The organism is Telluria sp. ZB4P36, assembly GCF_059685865.1.
The window spans coordinates 38,980-55,775 of the sequence record NZ_JCASIE010000012.1; the positions used below are offsets into that span (position 1 = coordinate 38,980).

Annotated in this window: 14 protein-coding genes; 10 read left to right on the plus strand and 4 right to left on the minus strand. The window is 69.4% G+C overall.

What is annotated here, in order from left to right; translation table 11 throughout:
- Positions 1–37 precede the first annotated feature (37 nt).
- Complete coding sequence (locus AC56LK_RS15965; RefSeq protein ID WP_497185475.1) at positions 38–724, minus strand: HD domain-containing protein; 687 nt, start codon at positions 722–724, stop codon at positions 38–40.
- Positions 693–1,391 carry a ribonuclease HI family protein gene (locus tag AC56LK_RS15970; RefSeq protein ID WP_497185476.1) on the minus strand — a complete coding sequence of 233 codons (699 nt, stop codon included), beginning with the start codon at positions 1,389–1,391 and terminating at the stop codon, positions 693–695. The genes AC56LK_RS15965 and AC56LK_RS15970 overlap by 32 nt, the downstream gene beginning before the upstream one ends.
- A gap of 198 nt (positions 1,392–1,589) precedes the next feature.
- On the opposite strand from AC56LK_RS15970, the gene AC56LK_RS15975 reads away from it, so the two are divergent.
- The 3 genes from AC56LK_RS15975 (at position 1,590) to AC56LK_RS15985 (ending at position 3,758) form a co-directional block, all read left to right on the plus strand.
- Entirely contained in the window at positions 1,590–2,375 is a 786-nt protein-coding gene (locus AC56LK_RS15975; protein ID WP_497185477.1) for a terminase gpA endonuclease subunit, read from the plus strand.
- Positions 2,376–2,585: 210 nt separating this feature from the next.
- Positions 2,586–3,395, plus strand: coding sequence for a hypothetical protein (locus tag AC56LK_RS15980; RefSeq protein WP_497185478.1), 810 nt, complete (start codon positions 2,586–2,588; stop codon positions 3,393–3,395).
- 39 nt (positions 3,396–3,434) lie between these two features.
- Positions 3,435–3,758: a hypothetical protein gene (locus tag AC56LK_RS15985; protein ID WP_497185479.1), complete on the plus strand. Its 324-nt coding sequence runs from the start codon at positions 3,435–3,437 to the stop codon at positions 3,756–3,758.
- Positions 3,759–4,138: 380 nt separating this feature from the next.
- Here the strand turns inward: AC56LK_RS15985 and AC56LK_RS15990 are convergent, their stop codons facing one another.
- Together AC56LK_RS15990 and AC56LK_RS15995 are read right to left on the minus strand one after the other, a co-directional pair.
- Complete coding sequence (locus tag AC56LK_RS15990; RefSeq protein WP_497185480.1) at positions 4,139–4,762, minus strand: YXWGXW repeat-containing protein; 624 nt, start codon at positions 4,760–4,762, stop codon at positions 4,139–4,141.
- Between the two features lie 187 nt (positions 4,763–4,949).
- Complete coding sequence (locus AC56LK_RS15995; RefSeq protein ID WP_497185481.1) at positions 4,950–5,165, minus strand: hypothetical protein; 216 nt, start codon at positions 5,163–5,165, stop codon at positions 4,950–4,952.
- Positions 5,166–5,382: 217 nt separating this feature from the next.
- On the opposite strand from AC56LK_RS15995, the gene AC56LK_RS16000 reads away from it, so the two are divergent.
- From AC56LK_RS16000 to AC56LK_RS16030, 7 genes are all read left to right on the plus strand, one after another.
- Positions 5,383–8,469, plus strand: coding sequence for a penicillin-binding transpeptidase domain-containing protein (locus AC56LK_RS16000; protein WP_497185482.1), 3,087 nt, complete (start codon positions 5,383–5,385; stop codon positions 8,467–8,469).
- 90 nt (positions 8,470–8,559) lie between these two features.
- Positions 8,560–9,855, plus strand: a complete 1,296-nt coding sequence (locus AC56LK_RS16005) for a hypothetical protein (protein WP_497185483.1) — start codon at positions 8,560–8,562, stop codon at positions 9,853–9,855.
- Positions 9,855–10,400, plus strand: a complete 546-nt coding sequence (locus tag AC56LK_RS16010) for a hypothetical protein (RefSeq protein ID WP_497185484.1) — start codon at positions 9,855–9,857, stop codon at positions 10,398–10,400. Before AC56LK_RS16005 ends, AC56LK_RS16010 begins: the two co-directional genes overlap by 1 nt.
- A gap of 1 nt (position 10,401) precedes the next feature.
- Positions 10,402–11,436, plus strand: coding sequence for a hypothetical protein (locus tag AC56LK_RS16015; RefSeq protein ID WP_497185485.1), 1,035 nt, complete (start codon positions 10,402–10,404; stop codon positions 11,434–11,436).
- Complete coding sequence (locus AC56LK_RS16020) at positions 11,433–12,428, plus strand: hypothetical protein (RefSeq protein ID WP_497185486.1); 996 nt, start codon at positions 11,433–11,435, stop codon at positions 12,426–12,428. Before AC56LK_RS16015 ends, AC56LK_RS16020 begins: the two co-directional genes overlap by 4 nt.
- 63 nt (positions 12,429–12,491) lie before the next feature.
- On the plus strand, positions 12,492–14,441 hold the full coding sequence (locus AC56LK_RS16025; protein ID WP_497185487.1) for an SPFH domain-containing protein: 1,950 nt from the start codon (positions 12,492–12,494) through the stop codon (positions 14,439–14,441).
- A gap of 8 nt (positions 14,442–14,449) precedes the next feature.
- Positions 14,450–16,660, plus strand: coding sequence for an SUMF1/EgtB/PvdO family nonheme iron enzyme (locus tag AC56LK_RS16030; protein WP_497185488.1), 2,211 nt, complete (start codon positions 14,450–14,452; stop codon positions 16,658–16,660).
- Positions 16,661–16,796: the final 136 nt, after the last annotated feature.

A 16,796-nucleotide genomic window follows, 5' to 3' on the forward strand; every position in this document is an offset into this window, starting at 1 on the left:
AGGGCTGAGGTCTGGCAATCTTAACATTGAGCAAGCGTTAGTCGGATGCCGCAACGTCGGATACGCCGCTCTCGGCGGCAAACTCCGCGCGGAAGGCCAGCAGGCGCGCCAGGCGCTCGCCGGCCAGCGCGCGGCCCCCTTCGGTCTGCATCATCTCCGGCAGCTTCGCCAGCTTGACCATGATGTGGTCGAGCGCGTAGCTGCGGTCGTCGAATTCGCGTGCCAGTCCCAGCGGGTCGTCCGGATGCGCGAGGCCGCTGCCCATGCGGCCGGCAATATAAAACATGCGCGCCAGGCCGACGGCGCCGAGACCGTCGAGGCGGTCGGCGTCCTGCACGATCTTCGCCTCCAGCGACTCGGCCGGGATATTCGCCGAGAAGCTGTGCGCCTCGATGGCGTGCGCCACCGCGTCCAGGCGCTCGGGCGGGAAGTTCATCCACGCCAGCTGGTGGCGCGCCAGCTGCGCCGAGCGGCGCGAGGCCTGGTTGCGGTCCGGGTCGTTCTTCGGCAGGTTGACCAGGTCGTGCAGGTAGCAGGCCGCCATCACCACCAGGGCGTCGGCTTCCGGATGCTGCGCCAGCAAGGCCCGGGCATTGCGCCAGACCCGTTCGAGATGGGCGCTGTCGTGGGCGCCGTCGCCGCCGCTGGCGCCGGCGGCCATGGCGGCAAAACGCGGGCGCCAGGTGGCGAGGTCAGTCTTGGGTGGATCGTCGGTCGGATTCATGGGGGTCATCGGTGGCAGGGAGCGGCACGGCGCGCTGCGACAGCGCGTCCGCCTGGCTGTTCTTGTGGCGGGGTATCCAGCGCAGGCCGGCGCCGGGCAAGCGGCCGAGCAGGGCGCGCGCCCGCGCGCGGTAGGCGCGCAGCGCCAAGGCGCTGGCGCTGTCGGGCGCGTTGACGTCGTCGATCACGACCTGGCTGTCGCCATGGACCACGAGCGTGTCCGCGCCATGTTCGAGCGCCGTTTCGAGGACGGCGATCAGGGCCAGGTATTCGGCTTCGCTGCTGTTGCCGTAGCCGGCGGCCCGCGACAGTTCGATGCGCAGGCCGCCGGGGCCCTCAAGGACCGCACCGATGCCACAGCGGCCGGGATTAGGGTGGGCCGAGCCGTCGAACCAGGCGCGCCAGGCGGGCGCGACGGCCGGGCCCGCATTGCGCCGGGCCAGCGCCGCCGCGGCTTGGGCGCGGCGTGCGGCGGCGCCGTGTTCGCTGCGCAGGCGCTCGGCGGCGCGCGCCGCCAGCAATTGCTCCAGCCCGGCGACGCCGGCGCGTTGGGTCAGGGTGGCATGCAGCGCTTCGCTTTCCGGCATCCCGGTGCGGGCGGCGAGCTTGCGGCTGGTGGCGAGTTCTCCCTTGAAGGCGGCGGCGAACAGGACGTCGTGGTCTGGCATGGGCGCAAGGATAGCAAAAAAGGCAGCGGAAGCTTCGCCACTGTGGGCCTTTTGCTCGCGCAGAAGAAATTTCTCGGCTGTCTGTTGCACATCCGCGGCGGCACACCGCGCGCCTAAGCGCCGGATCCCGGTCGACGTCGCCCCGCCGGACGAGCTGGACGCGCTCGACCGCGACGTCGAGAAGGAAGGCTCCCGGACGTGCTGGCAGCCAAGCAGCTGGAAGACGCGACCTTCCCGAAGATCATCACCTGCTCGACGCCGAAGCTTCAGGAATTCTCGCTCGACGCCGAGCAGCTGAAGGAGCGTGACGAGCCCTACAAGCTGGGCCCCGTGCGGACGGGATGCGCGCGGCTGCTGGTCGGCTGCGATACCCAGGACAACCGGATCGAAGTGATGGTGCGCGGCTATGGGCGTGGATGCGAGACCTGGAAGATTGACCGCCGCAATCTCTACGGCAAACCGAGCGAGGACCAGGTGTGGGAGGACGTTGCCGAGTACCTGTTTGAGGTGGACTTCACGCACGCGGGCGGCCAACGGCTGCCATCTACGCGTACTACACCCAGGCGGTCTACGCCTTCGTGCACAAGCACGCCGCGCTGGGCCGGAAGAATTTTTTTTCGGTCAAGGGGCGCTCGGGCCGTGAGAAGCACATCAAGGACGGCGTCGAAGGTCGACATCGACTGGCGCGGCAAGACCAAGAAGCGCGGCCTGTTCCTATGGCAGGTTGGTACCAACCTGGCCAAGGACCTGATCTATGGCCGTCTCCAGATCACCAAGCCGGGACCCGGCTACATGCATTTCTCGAAGGAGTCGACGGACGAGTATTTTGCGCAAATGGCAGGCGAGGCTCGGGTTGATCGGCGACCTCTTCAGCCAGCAGGCTGCAGCCGCAACCGAGCCGGTGAGGCCCACCACCGGCGCAGCACAAACCGCCGGCACCGGCTGCACCGCCGGCGCTGTACAAAACAGGAGTGCGGGCAATAGATTCGCGTCCGACGATTGGTCCAGTAGCGTGAGTACAACATCAGCCGCTCACAATTTTATCGATTCATCAAGGGAGATTGGCAAGTCGGCCATATTGTGAAAAAGTAATATTGTTTTCTGTGACAATTAGGAAGGATTGGTCGAAAATTTTGGTTGTAGAGTGGAATGCCTGGCGGATGAGTCAGAGCGTTCCTAATCTACGGAGTAAAAGTGCCAATCGTTGTTAATGGTTCACCAACATCTGCAGACTTAATTAATGTTGCTATTGCTGTTAATTATTTAATACAAAGTCCTACAGCCGCGGCCGCGCTGAACAGTCAAACATTTAACGTTTTCGTAACAACAGGTCCGACACACATGTTCCGCGACGGAGCCGGTAACCACCAGATATATTGGAATCCGAAAGAGGCATTAATAGTTATTTCTGCCGATAATTCGGTGGGGGCTCAATCAGCCGCGTTGGGTCTGCTTCACGAGATTTATCATGTTAAAGGCAATATTTTGGGCGACCGTAGTGATACTGCGGTTCTACCTCAAGAACATGCCGCCGCACATGAATTGGGGGAGCCTCCACGCAAAGATTACACTGCAGAAAAAGGTACGCTAATAACAGCATCTCCAACGTTGCACACTAACTCTACTACTGGAAGATGGGTCCAAACGAACCTAGATGATACGGTCTCAGAAGGTTGGACTTATCAACAAAGCTCTGCTCCGCCAAATCTCGGATGGGGATCAGGTGGTAGTGGATCGACAAGCGGCGGAACGGGGGCTCCTCCGTCGGATGTCGGGGGGATTTCAATTATCCCTTCAACTTATCCACCGCTAAAGAACGATGCTAGTTATCCAGTACATCCTGTCATCAACAATCCTTCGATTGTCATTGGTGACCCAGAAGGTGAGTTTGCGTACTTTAATGACGCTTCAGATCATGGAGCGATGCATGATACAGTTCACGAATACTCAGACAAGCTAATCGATGTTGTTGGTACACCAACGTTGCCCCCATTGCCACTGTAACTTACAGTAGTCGTTGACAATCGAATTGTAGGAGGCCTCATGCGAAATTACCTAAGTCTTCTTTTGTTATTTGTATTATCCCCCCTGGTACTAGCGCAGCAGGCAGTAGAACAAAAAAGTCACATGTCAGGAGAATTGCCATCGACTGTGGGAACAATGCCGAATCTGACTCCGCGGTTGAAAGCGCAGAACGAGAGCTTCCAGTGGGATGAATTTAAACATCGCAACGTGACAATGTGGCAATGCAGAAATGAAAAAACACTTGAGGTAGTCTCTAAACGATTCTGTGAAGGGAAGGAGCAAGTTGACGAACGATGGCCTGACAAAGTTCCGCGTAATTATGCTGGTCAACTTATTGACTAATAATTCACTACATCAGTACAAATGCTCGCCAAGTACCTCGAGGCCGAGCAAGCCATCCTCGCTGGCAAGACCATCTCCTTTCAGGGCCGCTCGATGGGCATGGAAGACCTGGCAGAAATCGCAAGGGACGCCAGGAGTGGGAGGGCTTGTCGCCCAAGAGCGCCGCGGTGCCAGCCGCCGTCCGTCGATCGGCGGCATGTCGTACTCCGTGGCTCAAGGCAGCGTCGATCCAAGCTGGAGCGATCAGGCTGGCGAAACGCTCGAAGTCCTGCAGTGGCGGCTCGGTCGCATAGACTTGGTCAAGGTGGAGAGCCATAATAAAAAACGGATTCACGTCGTACGTGAATCCGTTCCCGTTGTTGGACCGTTGCTACAGGCGATCAGCGGCGGTAAGGATTCTCCGGCCGGCTGTCGTAGCGGTTCGGTACCCGGTCGCCGTCGACGTCGCGGTCGTAGCGGTTGGGGACACCGTCGTTGTCCAGGTCGCGATCGTAGCGGTTCGGCACGCCGTCGCGGTCGGTGTCGCGGCGGCCGCCACGCTCGTAGCGGTCGGGCATGCCGTCGCGGTCGCGGTCGCGGTGGTAGCCATACCCATATCCGCGGCCGTCGCGGTAGTAATCGCGGCCGTCACGGTAGCCGCCCGCGTACACCGGGGCATAGCCGCGGCGCTCGTAGCGGTCGGGGATGCCGTCGCGGTCACGGTCCCAGCGCCCCGGCTCCATGTACCAGCCGTTCTGGCGCTGGTGCCAGCGCGGCGGGGCATATACATACCCCGGGCGGGCGGAGACCCAGTGACCCGGCACCCAGGCGTGGCGGTGGCCGCGCCATTCCCAGTAACCCGGGGACCAGACATGGCCGTGGCGCGGGCCCGGCACGTGTTCATAGATGGGCGCCGGCGGGGCCGAGCCGATGTAGAGTTGGAAATCGGTCTGCGCCATGGCCTGTGTCGGCGCGAAGGCGGCGCCAAGGGCGATCAGGGCAGCGAAGGTAAGCGTGCGTTTCATGTCGGGTCTCCAGATCCAAAAACGGATGACCCACTATATCGCCGGCGGACGGCGGGAGGGAGCACTGAAGCAGATGCTTACAACTGAAACAGATGGGGCGGCGCGCGGCGCAGCGGGCTGAAACATATCGCGGCGCCACGGGCCGCCCGCTGTCGCGCCGGGGCGACAACGGGCAGGCCTGCGGCACTCATCCGCGCGCCCCGGTGGCCTGCTTTTCTTCGGCCGACAGGCGCTTGGCGCTGACCGTCACGGTGGCCATCCGGTCGCCGCTGGCGACCATGGCGGCGTCGGCGCTGTAGGTGCGGGCCTGGGCTTCCGGGATGGCATCCATCAGGTAGCTGCCCGAGACGGCGAGGCTCATCGCGACGACGAACACGGCTTCCATATGTTTCATGACGTTCATGGTATTTCTCCTTGCGGGTGGGTGGTCGATGTGTGCACTGTAGGCCAGGGCATTCCTTGGCGCGAGCCGATTGCGACGAGACGCGGAAAACGCGGGACGACCTGTCGAAAAGCCCGTGCGAAGCTGCACGCGCCTGAGGTGCATGGATGGGTTTCAGCCGCCCCCCGCTAGTCATCCGCGAAGCGGCCTGGCCGGGCCGCGCCAACCAGGCAGACCGATGACAGCGACACTCGCCTCACTGATGGGTTTCATCGCCGCCGGCAGCACCGCGCGGCGGCGTGCGCGCAACCTGCGCGCCGGTGCGCGCCCAGCGCCTGCGCAGCGGCCGGCCCTCGATCCCTGGCTGCTGCTGGGCTGCGCCGCAGCGCTGCTGGGCGCCGTGGTGCTGGCGCTGGCGGCGCGTTCGCTGTCGGCGGCCGGCGGCGCCGCACCGTCCGGCCACGCCGTGCTGTCCAGGCTTCAGCCGCTGCTCGGCGGCGTGAGCATGCGCGTGGCGCGCGAGCCCGGCATCGCGCTGGTCCGGCACGGCGCGGCTGCGCTGTTGGTGGCTTCCGGCATGCGCCTGGAGGCGCCGCTGCGGATCGACCTGTGCACGCAATTGGCCGATCGTCAGCGCCCGCGCCTGCTGCCGCTGCGGATCGGCTATCCCTTCGCCGAGCTGGCCGGCGCGGCGCCGCGCAACCCGCTGATGGCCGCGCCGGGTTCCGCCATGCCGCGCATGGAACTGCGCGGTGATGCACGGGAAGCCCTGCGGCTCGGCTGGAACGCCGGCGCGGGCAGGGCGGCGTGGATCAGTGACGCCGGCCAGGGCGTGGTCACGCGCGGCGTGCGCGGCGAAGGCCTGCTGGGCAGCTCCGGCTGGCTGGTATGGCAGGACGGGGCGCTCAGGTTCACGCGGCGCGCGAGCAGCACCTGTCCGCAGGCCGGCGAACTGCTGCTCCAGCGCGCGGTCGCGGGCGTGGCCGGGGTGGGCCTGGTGCAGGCTTTCGGGGACGGCGTGGCCCTGCCGGCGCTCACGCTGGCAGCGGGCGACTACCAGGTGCCGGCGGCCCGGCCGCGCGGCCTGGAAGACGCCCTGCTGTTCGAACAACTGCAGGCGCGCGGACTGGTACGCCTGGGCCGCAACGGCCTGGCCGAGCTGGCGCCGCGCGACCTGGCCGCCTGGCTCGCCGCAGGGCCGGACCGGCGCGCGCCGCTGCCCGGCTGGGAACAGCTGCGCCTCGACGATGATGGCCGCGAGCTGCTCGAGCGCCTTTATTACCGCGCCGACGGCGCCTTCGTGCGCGAGCAGCTGCGGGTCTTCAACAGCGAACGCAGGCTGCTGGCCTGGCGCCAGCGGCCGGGCAGCAATACGGCATGGCAGGCCAGCGTCGGCGGCGTGCCGGTGGCGCAGGACGACGGCTTGCCGGTGGGGGCGATGCGCCTGTTCGCGCGCCTGCCGGAAGGCTGGGCGCCATGGCGCCGCATCGGCGCCTGGGACGGCGGCGGCCAGGCCGCCGGCGCGGTGCTGGTGCTGGACCGCCCGGAACGCAGCGAGCTGCTGCTGGCCGGGCGCCTGCGCCGGGTTGCAGGCGCCACGGCAAGCGTCGTCGATGCCTGCGACGGGCGCGCCTGCCCCGATCCCGGCGCCGTCCAGCGCGTGCTGCTGGAGCCGCTGCCGGGCGCGCGCCGCATCGTGCTCGAGCTCGAACCGCTCGACCTGGCGCGCCTGGCCGGCAGTGCGGATGCCGCCTACCGCCACCTGCGCGCCGAGGGCGGGCGCCTGGCCTGGCACGCGCTGCCGGCGGCGGACGGCGCGCCACGCACGGCATTGGCCGAGGTCAGTCTCGGCGCGCGCGATGGCACAGCCCTGTGGACCGATGGCAGGGTAAGCAGCGCGGCCCAGGCGGCCGGCCTCGGAACGCTGCTGGGCGTGCACCGCGAGCATGGGGCTAGCGTCGCCGGCATGCTGGCGCGGCTGCCGGGAAGCAGCCACACGGCCCGCCTGAGCCTGGACCTGGGCCTGCAGGCGGCGGCGCAGGCGGCCCTCGATTGCGTCGGCCTGCGCGAAGGGAGTTGGGACGGCAAAGCCTGCAGCGGCGCGCGGGCCGTGGCGGCCGGGCGGCAGGCCGGCCTGGTGGTGCTCGACGCCGGCAATGGCGACGTGCTGGCGGCCGCCGGCGGCGGCATGGGGGTGGTCGAGGCCGGGCGCTGGGCCGAAGTGCGCGATTTCGACCGTGCCGATCCGGCCCGCAGTCCCTTGCGCCTGCCGGCCTTGCAGCACGACGGCGGGGCGCAGCGCGCCGCCGGCTCGACCTTCAAGGTGGTCACCGCCCTCGGGCTGGAAGCGGCGGCGCGCGGCGACGCCCGCTTCGAACGCCTGTTGCAGGGCATGCCGCTGGCGGAGATCGACGCCATGGCGCGCAATGCCGGCTATGGCTTCCGCACCGGCGCCCCGGCCTATCCGCTCGAGGGTGGCGCCCGCATCACCAACTTCCGCGAACAGCTGGCCGGCGCCCGCGCCGTCGAAGGCCGCCTGGGCCTGGCGCAGGCGATGAGCCACAGCGTGAACACCTGGTTCGCCTGGACCGCCGAGCTGGGCGACCGCAGCCTGGGCGGCCGCCCGCAAGGCGGCGCTCCCGGCGTACGCGAGCTCGAGCCCGGCGCGCTGGATGCGCTGCGTCCGGTGGCCGGCATGGCGCGCCGCCTCGGCTTCGGTACGCCGCTGCGCCTCGACGGCGGCCTGCTGCCGCAGGACTTCCGCTGGTCGGCCTGGGACGCACTGCAGGCCAGCCCCTCGCTGCTGGACCCGATTTCAAGCCGCCACGAGGTGCGCCAGATGGCGATCGGCCTGCGCATGCAGGCGACCCCGCTGCAGATGGCGCTGGTCGCGGCAGCGGTCGGGCAGGGCCGGACCGTGACGCCGCGCCTGCTGCTCGAACTGGACGGGCGCGATGCGGCCGTGCAGCCGGGCCCCGGCCTGGGCGTGCGGCTCGACCGGGTGCGCGCCGGCATGAAGGGCGTGGTCGATGGCGGCACCGCGGCATCCGCCTTCCGCGGCAGGGAGTTCGACCGCCTGCGTCCCGGCCTGTTCGGCAAGACCGGCACGGCGCCGACCGGCGAGGACGGCATGGCGACGGTCTGGTTCATGGGCTGGCTGGAGCCGGGCAGCCTGCCGGGGCAGACGCGCCGGCTCGCCTTCGCCGCCTTCGTCAGCCAGTCGCGCCTGACCGGGGGCGCCCATGCCGCGCCGGTCATCGCCGCCTTGTTGCGCTCCATGCAAGATTCCGGACAGGCCCGGTCCCCTGAACAGAAGGGGGATTGAGCCTCATCTGCGCGCCTCGTTTTTGTGTTTGTATGGCATCATCTGTTGACAATCCGCCCCGGGCGGATGGCCATCGAGGATGAGGAAGGTATGCGTTTGCCGGGAACCCGGTACCAGGAGCACGGTTGGGAGCAGGTCCGCAAGTTGCTGGGTCAGTGCTCGCTGCAGGCGCTCGCCCGCATCGACCCTGCCCGGCTGGCCGGGCCGCAGGCCGACGCACTGCTGGCGGACTACGTGGAGGCGATGGCGCAGCTGCTGCAGGCCGGCGGCGGCCGTGGCGAGCTGCCCGGCAACAGCTACGGCGACAGCGTGCGCGAGCTGGCCCTGAGCCTGCTGCTCGAACTGCAGGCGCGGCCGGCCGACTGGGCCGCCCTGTGCACGGCGCTGGCCGGCGAGCACGCGCGCATGGGGGCGTTCTGGACCCTGCCCGGCGGCGACGCGCTGCTGCGCAAGAAATTCAACGACCTGTTCGCCGTCCTGCGCGACAAGGTGGACAGCGACAACTACCAGGCCGCCTGCGGCCGTCCCTGCAGCCCGAACCGGATGTATGCCTACCGCATGCTCGACACCGCCTACGGCGAGCTGGCGCGCCTGTTCGCGGCCTGGCGCGAGCACCGCGCGCAGGTGGGGGCGATCCTCGGGCGCGTGCTGGACGCCGAACCGATCGAGGCGCGCCAGTTGCGCAGCATCGCCGACTGCCGCCCCGAGTGGATCCTGCGCTGGAGCGCGACGCTGGAACAGTTAACGGGCGCGGCCGGGCCGCTGCACACCCGTTCCAAGCGCTTCGCCAGCCTGAAGGACAATCCGGCCAGGATCGGCGCGATGCTGCGCGAGATCGGGGAATACGAAGCCCTGTCGGCCAACGGCGACCGCGATTGGCTGCAGGATGCGCACGACGCCGGCGCCTGGCTGGACGACTACTGGCGCGTGCTCGGCGAATCGGAAGAGGCGAGCACGCCGGGCCCGGACCGCATCCTCGAAGCCCGCCAGGATGAACTCGACCTTGCCGCGGCGGACGAACAGGACGCATCGGAGCCGGAGCCCGTGCCGCTGCTGGACGAGGCCTTGGCCCAGCGTGTTTCACTGTCCCCCCGCTACCTTCAGGAAGCGGCGGCGGCCCAGGAAACCGGCAGCTGGGCGCTGCGGATGATGGCGGGCGATTCGCTGCCGGTGCGGCTGGCGGTCTACCTGAAGCTGCTCGGGCCTTTCGAGGACAGCTACCCGTCCGAATGGCTGGACCCGGCCAGCGGCGAACTGCCGACCATGCAGCAACTCGCGCTGCTGGACGGGGTCTCGCTGCCGACCCTGCGCAAGCGGCGCGACGCCGCCATAGGCAGGATGCGCTGCGGACTGGGCGTGGCGGCCGGCACCAAGGAGGATACGTGATGGACATGACGGAACTGGACCGCAAGTTGCAAGCGCAGCTGCTGGCGGGACGCCGGGTCGAAGGCGACCGGCTGATGCTGGACGATGCCGTGCTGCTGGCGGCGCTCGACGGCAGCCGTCCGCTGACGGACGGCGAGCGGGCCGCGTTGCAGGCATCGCCCCTGACTGCGCGCCGCCTGCGCACGCTGGCCGAGGCGCGCCGTGCGCAAGCGGCGCCACGCAGCTGGAAGGGCAGCCGCGGCATGCTGCGCGCGGCCGACGGCGGCACGGGCTTCGAGACCCTGGTGACCGACGATGGCGCCTGGCGCCTGCACGTGGTCGAGGGCCGGGTTATCCTGCAGCTCGATCCGCAGTCGCCGTTCGCCGCCGGCCTGCTGCACGGCGGGCAGCTGCTGCGCGTACTGGACGGCGCCGGCGCCACCGTGCTCGAAGGAGTGCTCGACGGCGACGGCGAATGCGAAGGCCCCTGGCCTTTCGCGGAGGCGCCGGCCCGCCATTTCCAGCAGCACGGCGCGGTATTCACCGTGGAGCCGGCCCGGAACTAGCATGCTGAACCTGTTCACACGGCCCTTCCGCCAGCCAGCCCCCGATCTCACCGGCCTGGGCGCGCGCTTCATCGCGCTGCCGCTGGCGAAGGGCTGCACGGTGCCGGCCGGCTGCTTCGCCGTGCTGGCCAACCGGGAAGGGCGTACCCGGCGCCTGAGCGAAGGCGCGCGCCTCGCGCCGGTCGACGGCGAGACCGCCTGGTGCGTGCACCCGGGGCCGTATGGCTGCGAGCTGACGCCCTTCGCCGCCGCGCCGGAAATCGGCCTGCGCGTGAGCATCGCCATCGATACGCCGGACCCGCGCGAAACCCATCAGCGCTTCGACCTGTTCCTCGCCAGCGAAGCGGAAGCGCAGCTGGCGCTGGACGCTTTCATCGACGCGCTGCAGTCGGCCCTGCAGCGCGAATTGGCCCAGGGCAACCTGGACCTCCCGCCCTGCACCAGCTTCGAGGAGTGGAATGCCTTCCGCACCGGTTTCAACCAGCTGCTGTACACGCGCTTCGGCGTGATGGTCGACGACTGCGTGCCGGTCGACCTGGGCGCGGCGCGCGACCTGGCGGCGCTGCTGGCGGCGCGGCTCGCGCTGCAGCCCGCCGCCGCTTCGGTGCTGCCGCCGCCCAAGGAAGCCTTCGACCCCGCCCGCGAGGATGCGAAGGCGCTGCGCCGCCTGTTCCTGGAACTGCCCGGCCTGATGTGCGGCCTGCGCCTGGCCGTGCTGCCGGCCGATTGCGCGAGCTTCCGCCGCCACCAGGAACTGCTGCGCCGGCTCGACCTGGTCAGCCTGTCGGTGGGAACCATGCCCGCGCTGGCGCTGGCCGCGCCCGGCCTGCCGCTGGCGGGATGCGAGCAGCTGCGCCGCGCCCGCCACAGCCGCCGCGCCGCCGCCGCGCTCGATGAAGCCTGGGCCCTGCTGGCGCGCATGAAGCTGAGCGAAGCCGTGGCGGTGCCGGCGCTGCTGGAAGAGCTCGACCGCATCGTCGCCAACCTCGAATGCGACTGCGCCGCGCGGCGTGAAGTCTACGGGGAGGGCGCATGAACGCAGCCGCCGTCACCGTCCGCAGCATCGCCCCGGACGGCTCCTTCCTGAGCGTCACCGCCAGCCTGCGTCCGCGTGCGGGCCGCGCCGACGTCAAGTGCAGCGTGCCGGATGCGCCGGCGCTGGCCCAGCGCATGCAGGAAGTGGTGCGGCTGGCGCGTCATACCGAGCCGCGCCTCGACAGCCGCGACCAGGTGGTACTGGGCCTCGACCGTGCCCCCCTTGCGGACAGCCGCGATTGGGAACTGGCCTGCGTGCTGGCCGACCGCATGGTGCGGGGCGTCTGGCAGCCGCAGCGTCCGGTCGTGGCGAATGGTTGGTCCGACGCCTGGCAGCTCGGCCGCATCGACGGCCATGGGCTGGGCCAGGTGCCGGTCGGCGTGCTGGCCGGCGGCGCAGACGGCCTGCCGCACCTGGGCGCCCTGACCGGGCACCCGGATCCGGCGGCCGCGGTGTCGGCGGCGCGCGCCTGGTTCCCGCTGGTCAGCGGCGGCGCCGGCGACACCCTGTGCTGGGTCGAGGTCAGCGTGCGTCCCGCGCCGCATGAAGGCGACGAGGAGGCCAGCATCGCGGCCCCCGGCGTCGATGCCGCCCTGCAGGCACGGGTGCGCGCGGTCTTGGGCGCGGCGCGCCATTTCGACGGCCGCGGCCTGGGACAGTGGCGCAGCACGGTGCGTTTCGGCGAGGCGCGCTTCCAGGGCGGCTCCTTCGAGCTGGCCCTGGTGATGGCCGACCGCATGGCGCGCGGGCGCGAGTTCCTGGCGCGCGGGCGGGTGCTGGCCACCGGCCAGTCCACGGCCTGGCATGCGGGGCGGGTCGAGACGGTCGAGGGCAGCGAGGCGAAGTGCGCGCTGCTCGGGCGCGAAGCCGCGCCGGGCGACCGCATCCTGGTGCCGCGCGCCTGGGAGGCGCTGCTGCCGCCGGGCTGGCGCGAGGACCTGAAGGCACGCGGGGCCAGCCTGGCCTGCGTGGACAGGATCGGGATCATTTGAATCGCGCCCCGGTTTGCTAGAATCGATGGGCAGTTTGTTGCACGGAATGAAACGGAGTCGACGATGTTCCAGATGTTCGGAGTGAAAGGCGCCAGCTGCCCGCGCTGCGAGCGCAAGCAGGGGGGCGATGCGCGCTATTGCGCCGGCTGCGGCCTCATCCTCGGCGCGCCGCGCAACCGGCCGGTGCTGCGCGAGAACCGCTGGGTCGCCGGCCCGGACGAACTGGCCGTGTTCTTCGGGGTGCGCGAACTGTCCGGCATCTTCGTCAAGACCCTGCGCGTGCCGGCCACGGCGCGCGCCTACATCCTGCAGGGCGACAAGGCCACCGAAGTGCCCCAGGGCGAGTACGAGATCGAGGGCTTCTTCACCCGCCTGAACCACTTGCTGCGCGACCAGCATGCCGAGATCCTCGTCACCCGCACCGGCGCGCTGCCGGTCGACTTCCGCTTCGATGAGGTTCTCACGTCCGAGCAGCTGGCGGTCAGCGTGCGCCTGGCGGTCAGCCTGCGCATCGAGAACGTGCCGGCCTTTGCGCGCCATTTCATGACCATGCCCGGCACGATCGGCGTGAACGAACTGCGCGAACTCCTGGCGGCGCCGATGCGACAGCTGGCCGAGGAATTCGTCGGCGCACGTTCGATCCGCGAGATGGCAGGCAATCGCGCACTGCGCGAGCAGCTGGACGAGCGCCTGCAGGGCGGCCTCAGGCTGCTGCTGGCCGAGTACGGGCTGGCGGTGGTCAAGGTGGACACGGTCGAACTGCGCCACGACAAGTACGACGCCAACCGCGCCAGGGTCGGCAGCCTGTGGCTGGCCGCCGACGAGCGCCACGTGCAGGTCGAGCACGCGAAGCACCTGGACGACCTGTATGACGCCGAGGAATGGCAGCGCCTGCGGCGCGCCGAACAGGCTGCGCGCGTGCGCCAGCGCGAACGCGAACTGCGCCAGGACGACGCCATCGCGCGCGCCGAGCTCTCACTGACGGGCGCCGACCGCGCCCATGCGGTGCGGGCGCGCCAGATCGAACTGTATGCCCGGATCCTCGACGCCACTTCGCGCAAGCAGGCGCTGGAACGGGGCGCCGGCGACGTGCTGGCGGAACTCGAGCACGAACTGGCCAAGAAGGGCGCACGCCGCCTTGATGAAGCCCAGGAATGGAAACACCTGCGTGCCCTGGCCCAGGTCCGGATGCGCAGCGAGCTCGAAGTGGCGCAGCAGGATGCCCGGCAGAGCCAGGCGATCGCACGCCAGCGCTTCTCGCAGGGACTGCTGCAGCAGCAGATCCGCTACAAGCTCGAACAGGCCGCCCTGATCGAGGATGGCGCGCGCAAGCAGGAGCAACTCACGCGCCTGCGCGCCGATGAAGCGGATGCCGCGCGCCGGGCCCGCGCGATCGACGAGGAAGAACACCTGGCACACCACCAGAGCCTGGCGCTGGCCAATGCGGCGCGCCGGCGCGAGGCCGAACGCCTGCAGGAGTGGGAAGATGAGCAGGCCCGCCAGCGCATCGACAGCACCCGCACGGCGGCCCAGCAGGACAAGCTGCTGCGCACCATCGAACTCGATGCGCGCCAGGCGCAGGCGCTGCAGGACGTGCAGCTCGACGGCGAGGAGCGCCGCCATGCGCTGGAACTGCGCCGCCTGGAAGCCTTCGCCGCGATGGACGATACCGCCAAGCTGGCGCTGGCGGCGGCGCCGAACGCGGCCGCCCTGAACGATTTCATGAAGACCCGGGTGCACGCGACCATGGACGCCGACCAGCTGGCCGCGCTCGCCAAGCTCGCGAGCGAAGGCAAGCTGACCTCCCAGGAGGCCTTGTTGCTGGTGCGCGAAGAGCAATCACGCCGCGAGCTCGAGGTCGACCGCGACCGCCGCCACCAGGTCGCACTGCTGGAAGCACAGGCACGCTTCGGCGCCGGCGTTGGGGCGGCCGTGCGCGCCTGCGCCCACGGCCATCCGGCACGCGCAGGCGAAGCGTTCTGCGGCACCTGCGGCGCGGCCTTGCCCCATTGATGCAAGCAATGCAGACCGCCATCGACAAGATCCGCGAATTGCGTGCCCTGCACGAGGACGGCCTGCTGAGCCGGACCGAGTTCGACGAGCGCAAGAACGCGATCCTCGATGCGGCCTATCTGCCTCCTCCGGCGGAGCTGGAGGGGGCGCCGGCCCGGCGCGAGCGCCCCGGCACCGAGCTCGGGCTGATGGCGGGGCAGGAACTCGGCCCGCAGAACCGGCGCTACCGGCTCGAGCGCCTGATCGCCCACGGCGGGATGGGCCAGGTCTGGCAGGCGACCGACCTCGCCACCCAGGCGGAACTGGGCCACAGCGCCCAGGTGGCCCTGAAGATCCTGCCGCCGCAGCTGACGCAATCGGCGCTGCAGTCCAAACTGCTGATCCAGGAAGCCACGCGCGCGCGCCGCCTGGCCCATGAGAACATCGTGCGCGTCTACGAATGGGCCCAGGACCCGGCCACCACGAGCTATTTCATCATCATGGAATGCCTCGATGGCGAAGACCTCGACAGCCTGCTGGCGCGCGAGGGAGGCTTGCCCTTCGAACGCGTGCTGGACCTGCTCGAACCGGTGGCCGCCGCCCTCGACTATGCCTGGGACAAGCATGGCCTGGTCCACCGCGACATCAAGCCGGGCAATGTGTTCCTCACCAGGCGCGGCGAGGTCAAGCTGCTCGACTTCGGCATCGCGGCGCGTGCCCGTGCGGGCGGCAGCGGCGGCGCCGTGCTGGAGGCGCCGGCCAGTTCCGGCACCGCCGGCTACCGCGCACCCGAAGCCGGCAGTGCGCATGGGCAGCCGGCGCCGGCGCTGGACGTGTATGCGGTGGCGATGATGATCTACCAGATGCTGGACGGTGCGCTACCGCCGGATCCCGCCGTGGCGCCGGAGGCGCTGAAGCCGCACCAGTGGCAAGCCCTGCGCGCGGGCTTTGCGCACGATCCGGCGGCGCGCCCGGCGAGCGTGCGTGCGCTGCTGGACGGTTTGCGCAATGCCGCCGGCCCGTCGCCCGAGGAGCTGGCGGCGCAAGAGGCGCTGGCGCGCGCCGAGCAGGAACGCCGCGAACGCGAGCTGGCGGCGCGGCGCCTGGCCGAGGAGCAGGCCCGGGCCGCGGCCAAGGCCGTGATCGACCGCCAGCGCCGCGAGCAGCAGCGCCTGGAACGCGCCGCCCAGGAAGAATCGCGGGCGGCGCGCAAGGAAGCGCTGCGCCGGCAATTGCTGGCCAAACGCGAGGAAGAAGCCGCCAAGGCGCGCCTGGCGCAGGAAGAGGCCCAGCGCAAGGCGGCCCAGGCCAGGCTGGCCGCGGCCTACCTCGCCGAACAGAAACGCGCGCGCGAACTGCAGGCGGCGCGCAGCGCCGCCGAGCTGCAGCAGTTGATCCCGACGCCGGGCAGCCCCGTTGCCGATGGCGACGGCGTGCTGTGCGATCCCTTCCTCGAAGGCGGAGGCAGCGGCCCCGCGCTGGTGCTGATTCCGACCGGACGCTTCCAGATGGGTTCCCACGAACACGAGCGCAAGATCGCGATGGCGTCCGGCGCCCAGCAGAAATGGCTGGAGCGTGAGACGCCGCAGCGCTGGATCGGCGTCGAGCGCCCGTTCGCGCTGGGGCGCTATCCGGTCACGGTGGGCGAGTGGCGCGAGTTCGTGCAGGCCACCGGCTGGGAGCCGCAGGGCGAAGTCGACTGGCTGGCGCCGGGCTTCCCCCAGACCGACGCGCATCCTGTGGTGGGCGTCACCTGGCACGACGCCCAGAACTACCTGGCATGGCTGTCGGCCGGCACCGGCAAGCGCTACCGCCTGCCGAGCGAAGCCGAATGGGAATATGCCTGCCGCGCCGGCACCCGCACGGCCTTCAGCTTCGGCGACACCATCAGCCCCGAGCAGGCCAACTACGACGGCCGCTTCAGCTACAACGGCGGCCCGCGCGGCGCCTACCGGGGCGGCACCACGCCGGGCGGCATGTTCCCGCCCAATCCCTGGGGCCTGTGCGACATGCACGGCAACGTGTGGGAGTGGGTGCAGGACGTCGTTCACGACAGCTACGAGGGCGCGCCCCTGGACGGCAGCGCCTGGGAAACCGGCGGCGACGCGGCCCGCCGCATCCTGCGCGGCGGCTGCTGGCTGTACAACCCGCGCTACCTGCGCTCGGCCCTGCGCAACGGCTTTTCCAGCGTGCTGTCGAACGACATCGTGGGTTTTCGGGTGCTGCGTGAGCTGATGTGAGGCGCGCGGATGGTGTACATTAAGAGCGCCTAACAATTCCCCCGATGGCTGCGTTGCATCGTCTCGCCGTACTGGCGTACTGTCTTCGACGATGCGCCTTGCCCTCGGGGTTTTGTTAGGCGCTCTAAAACGCATC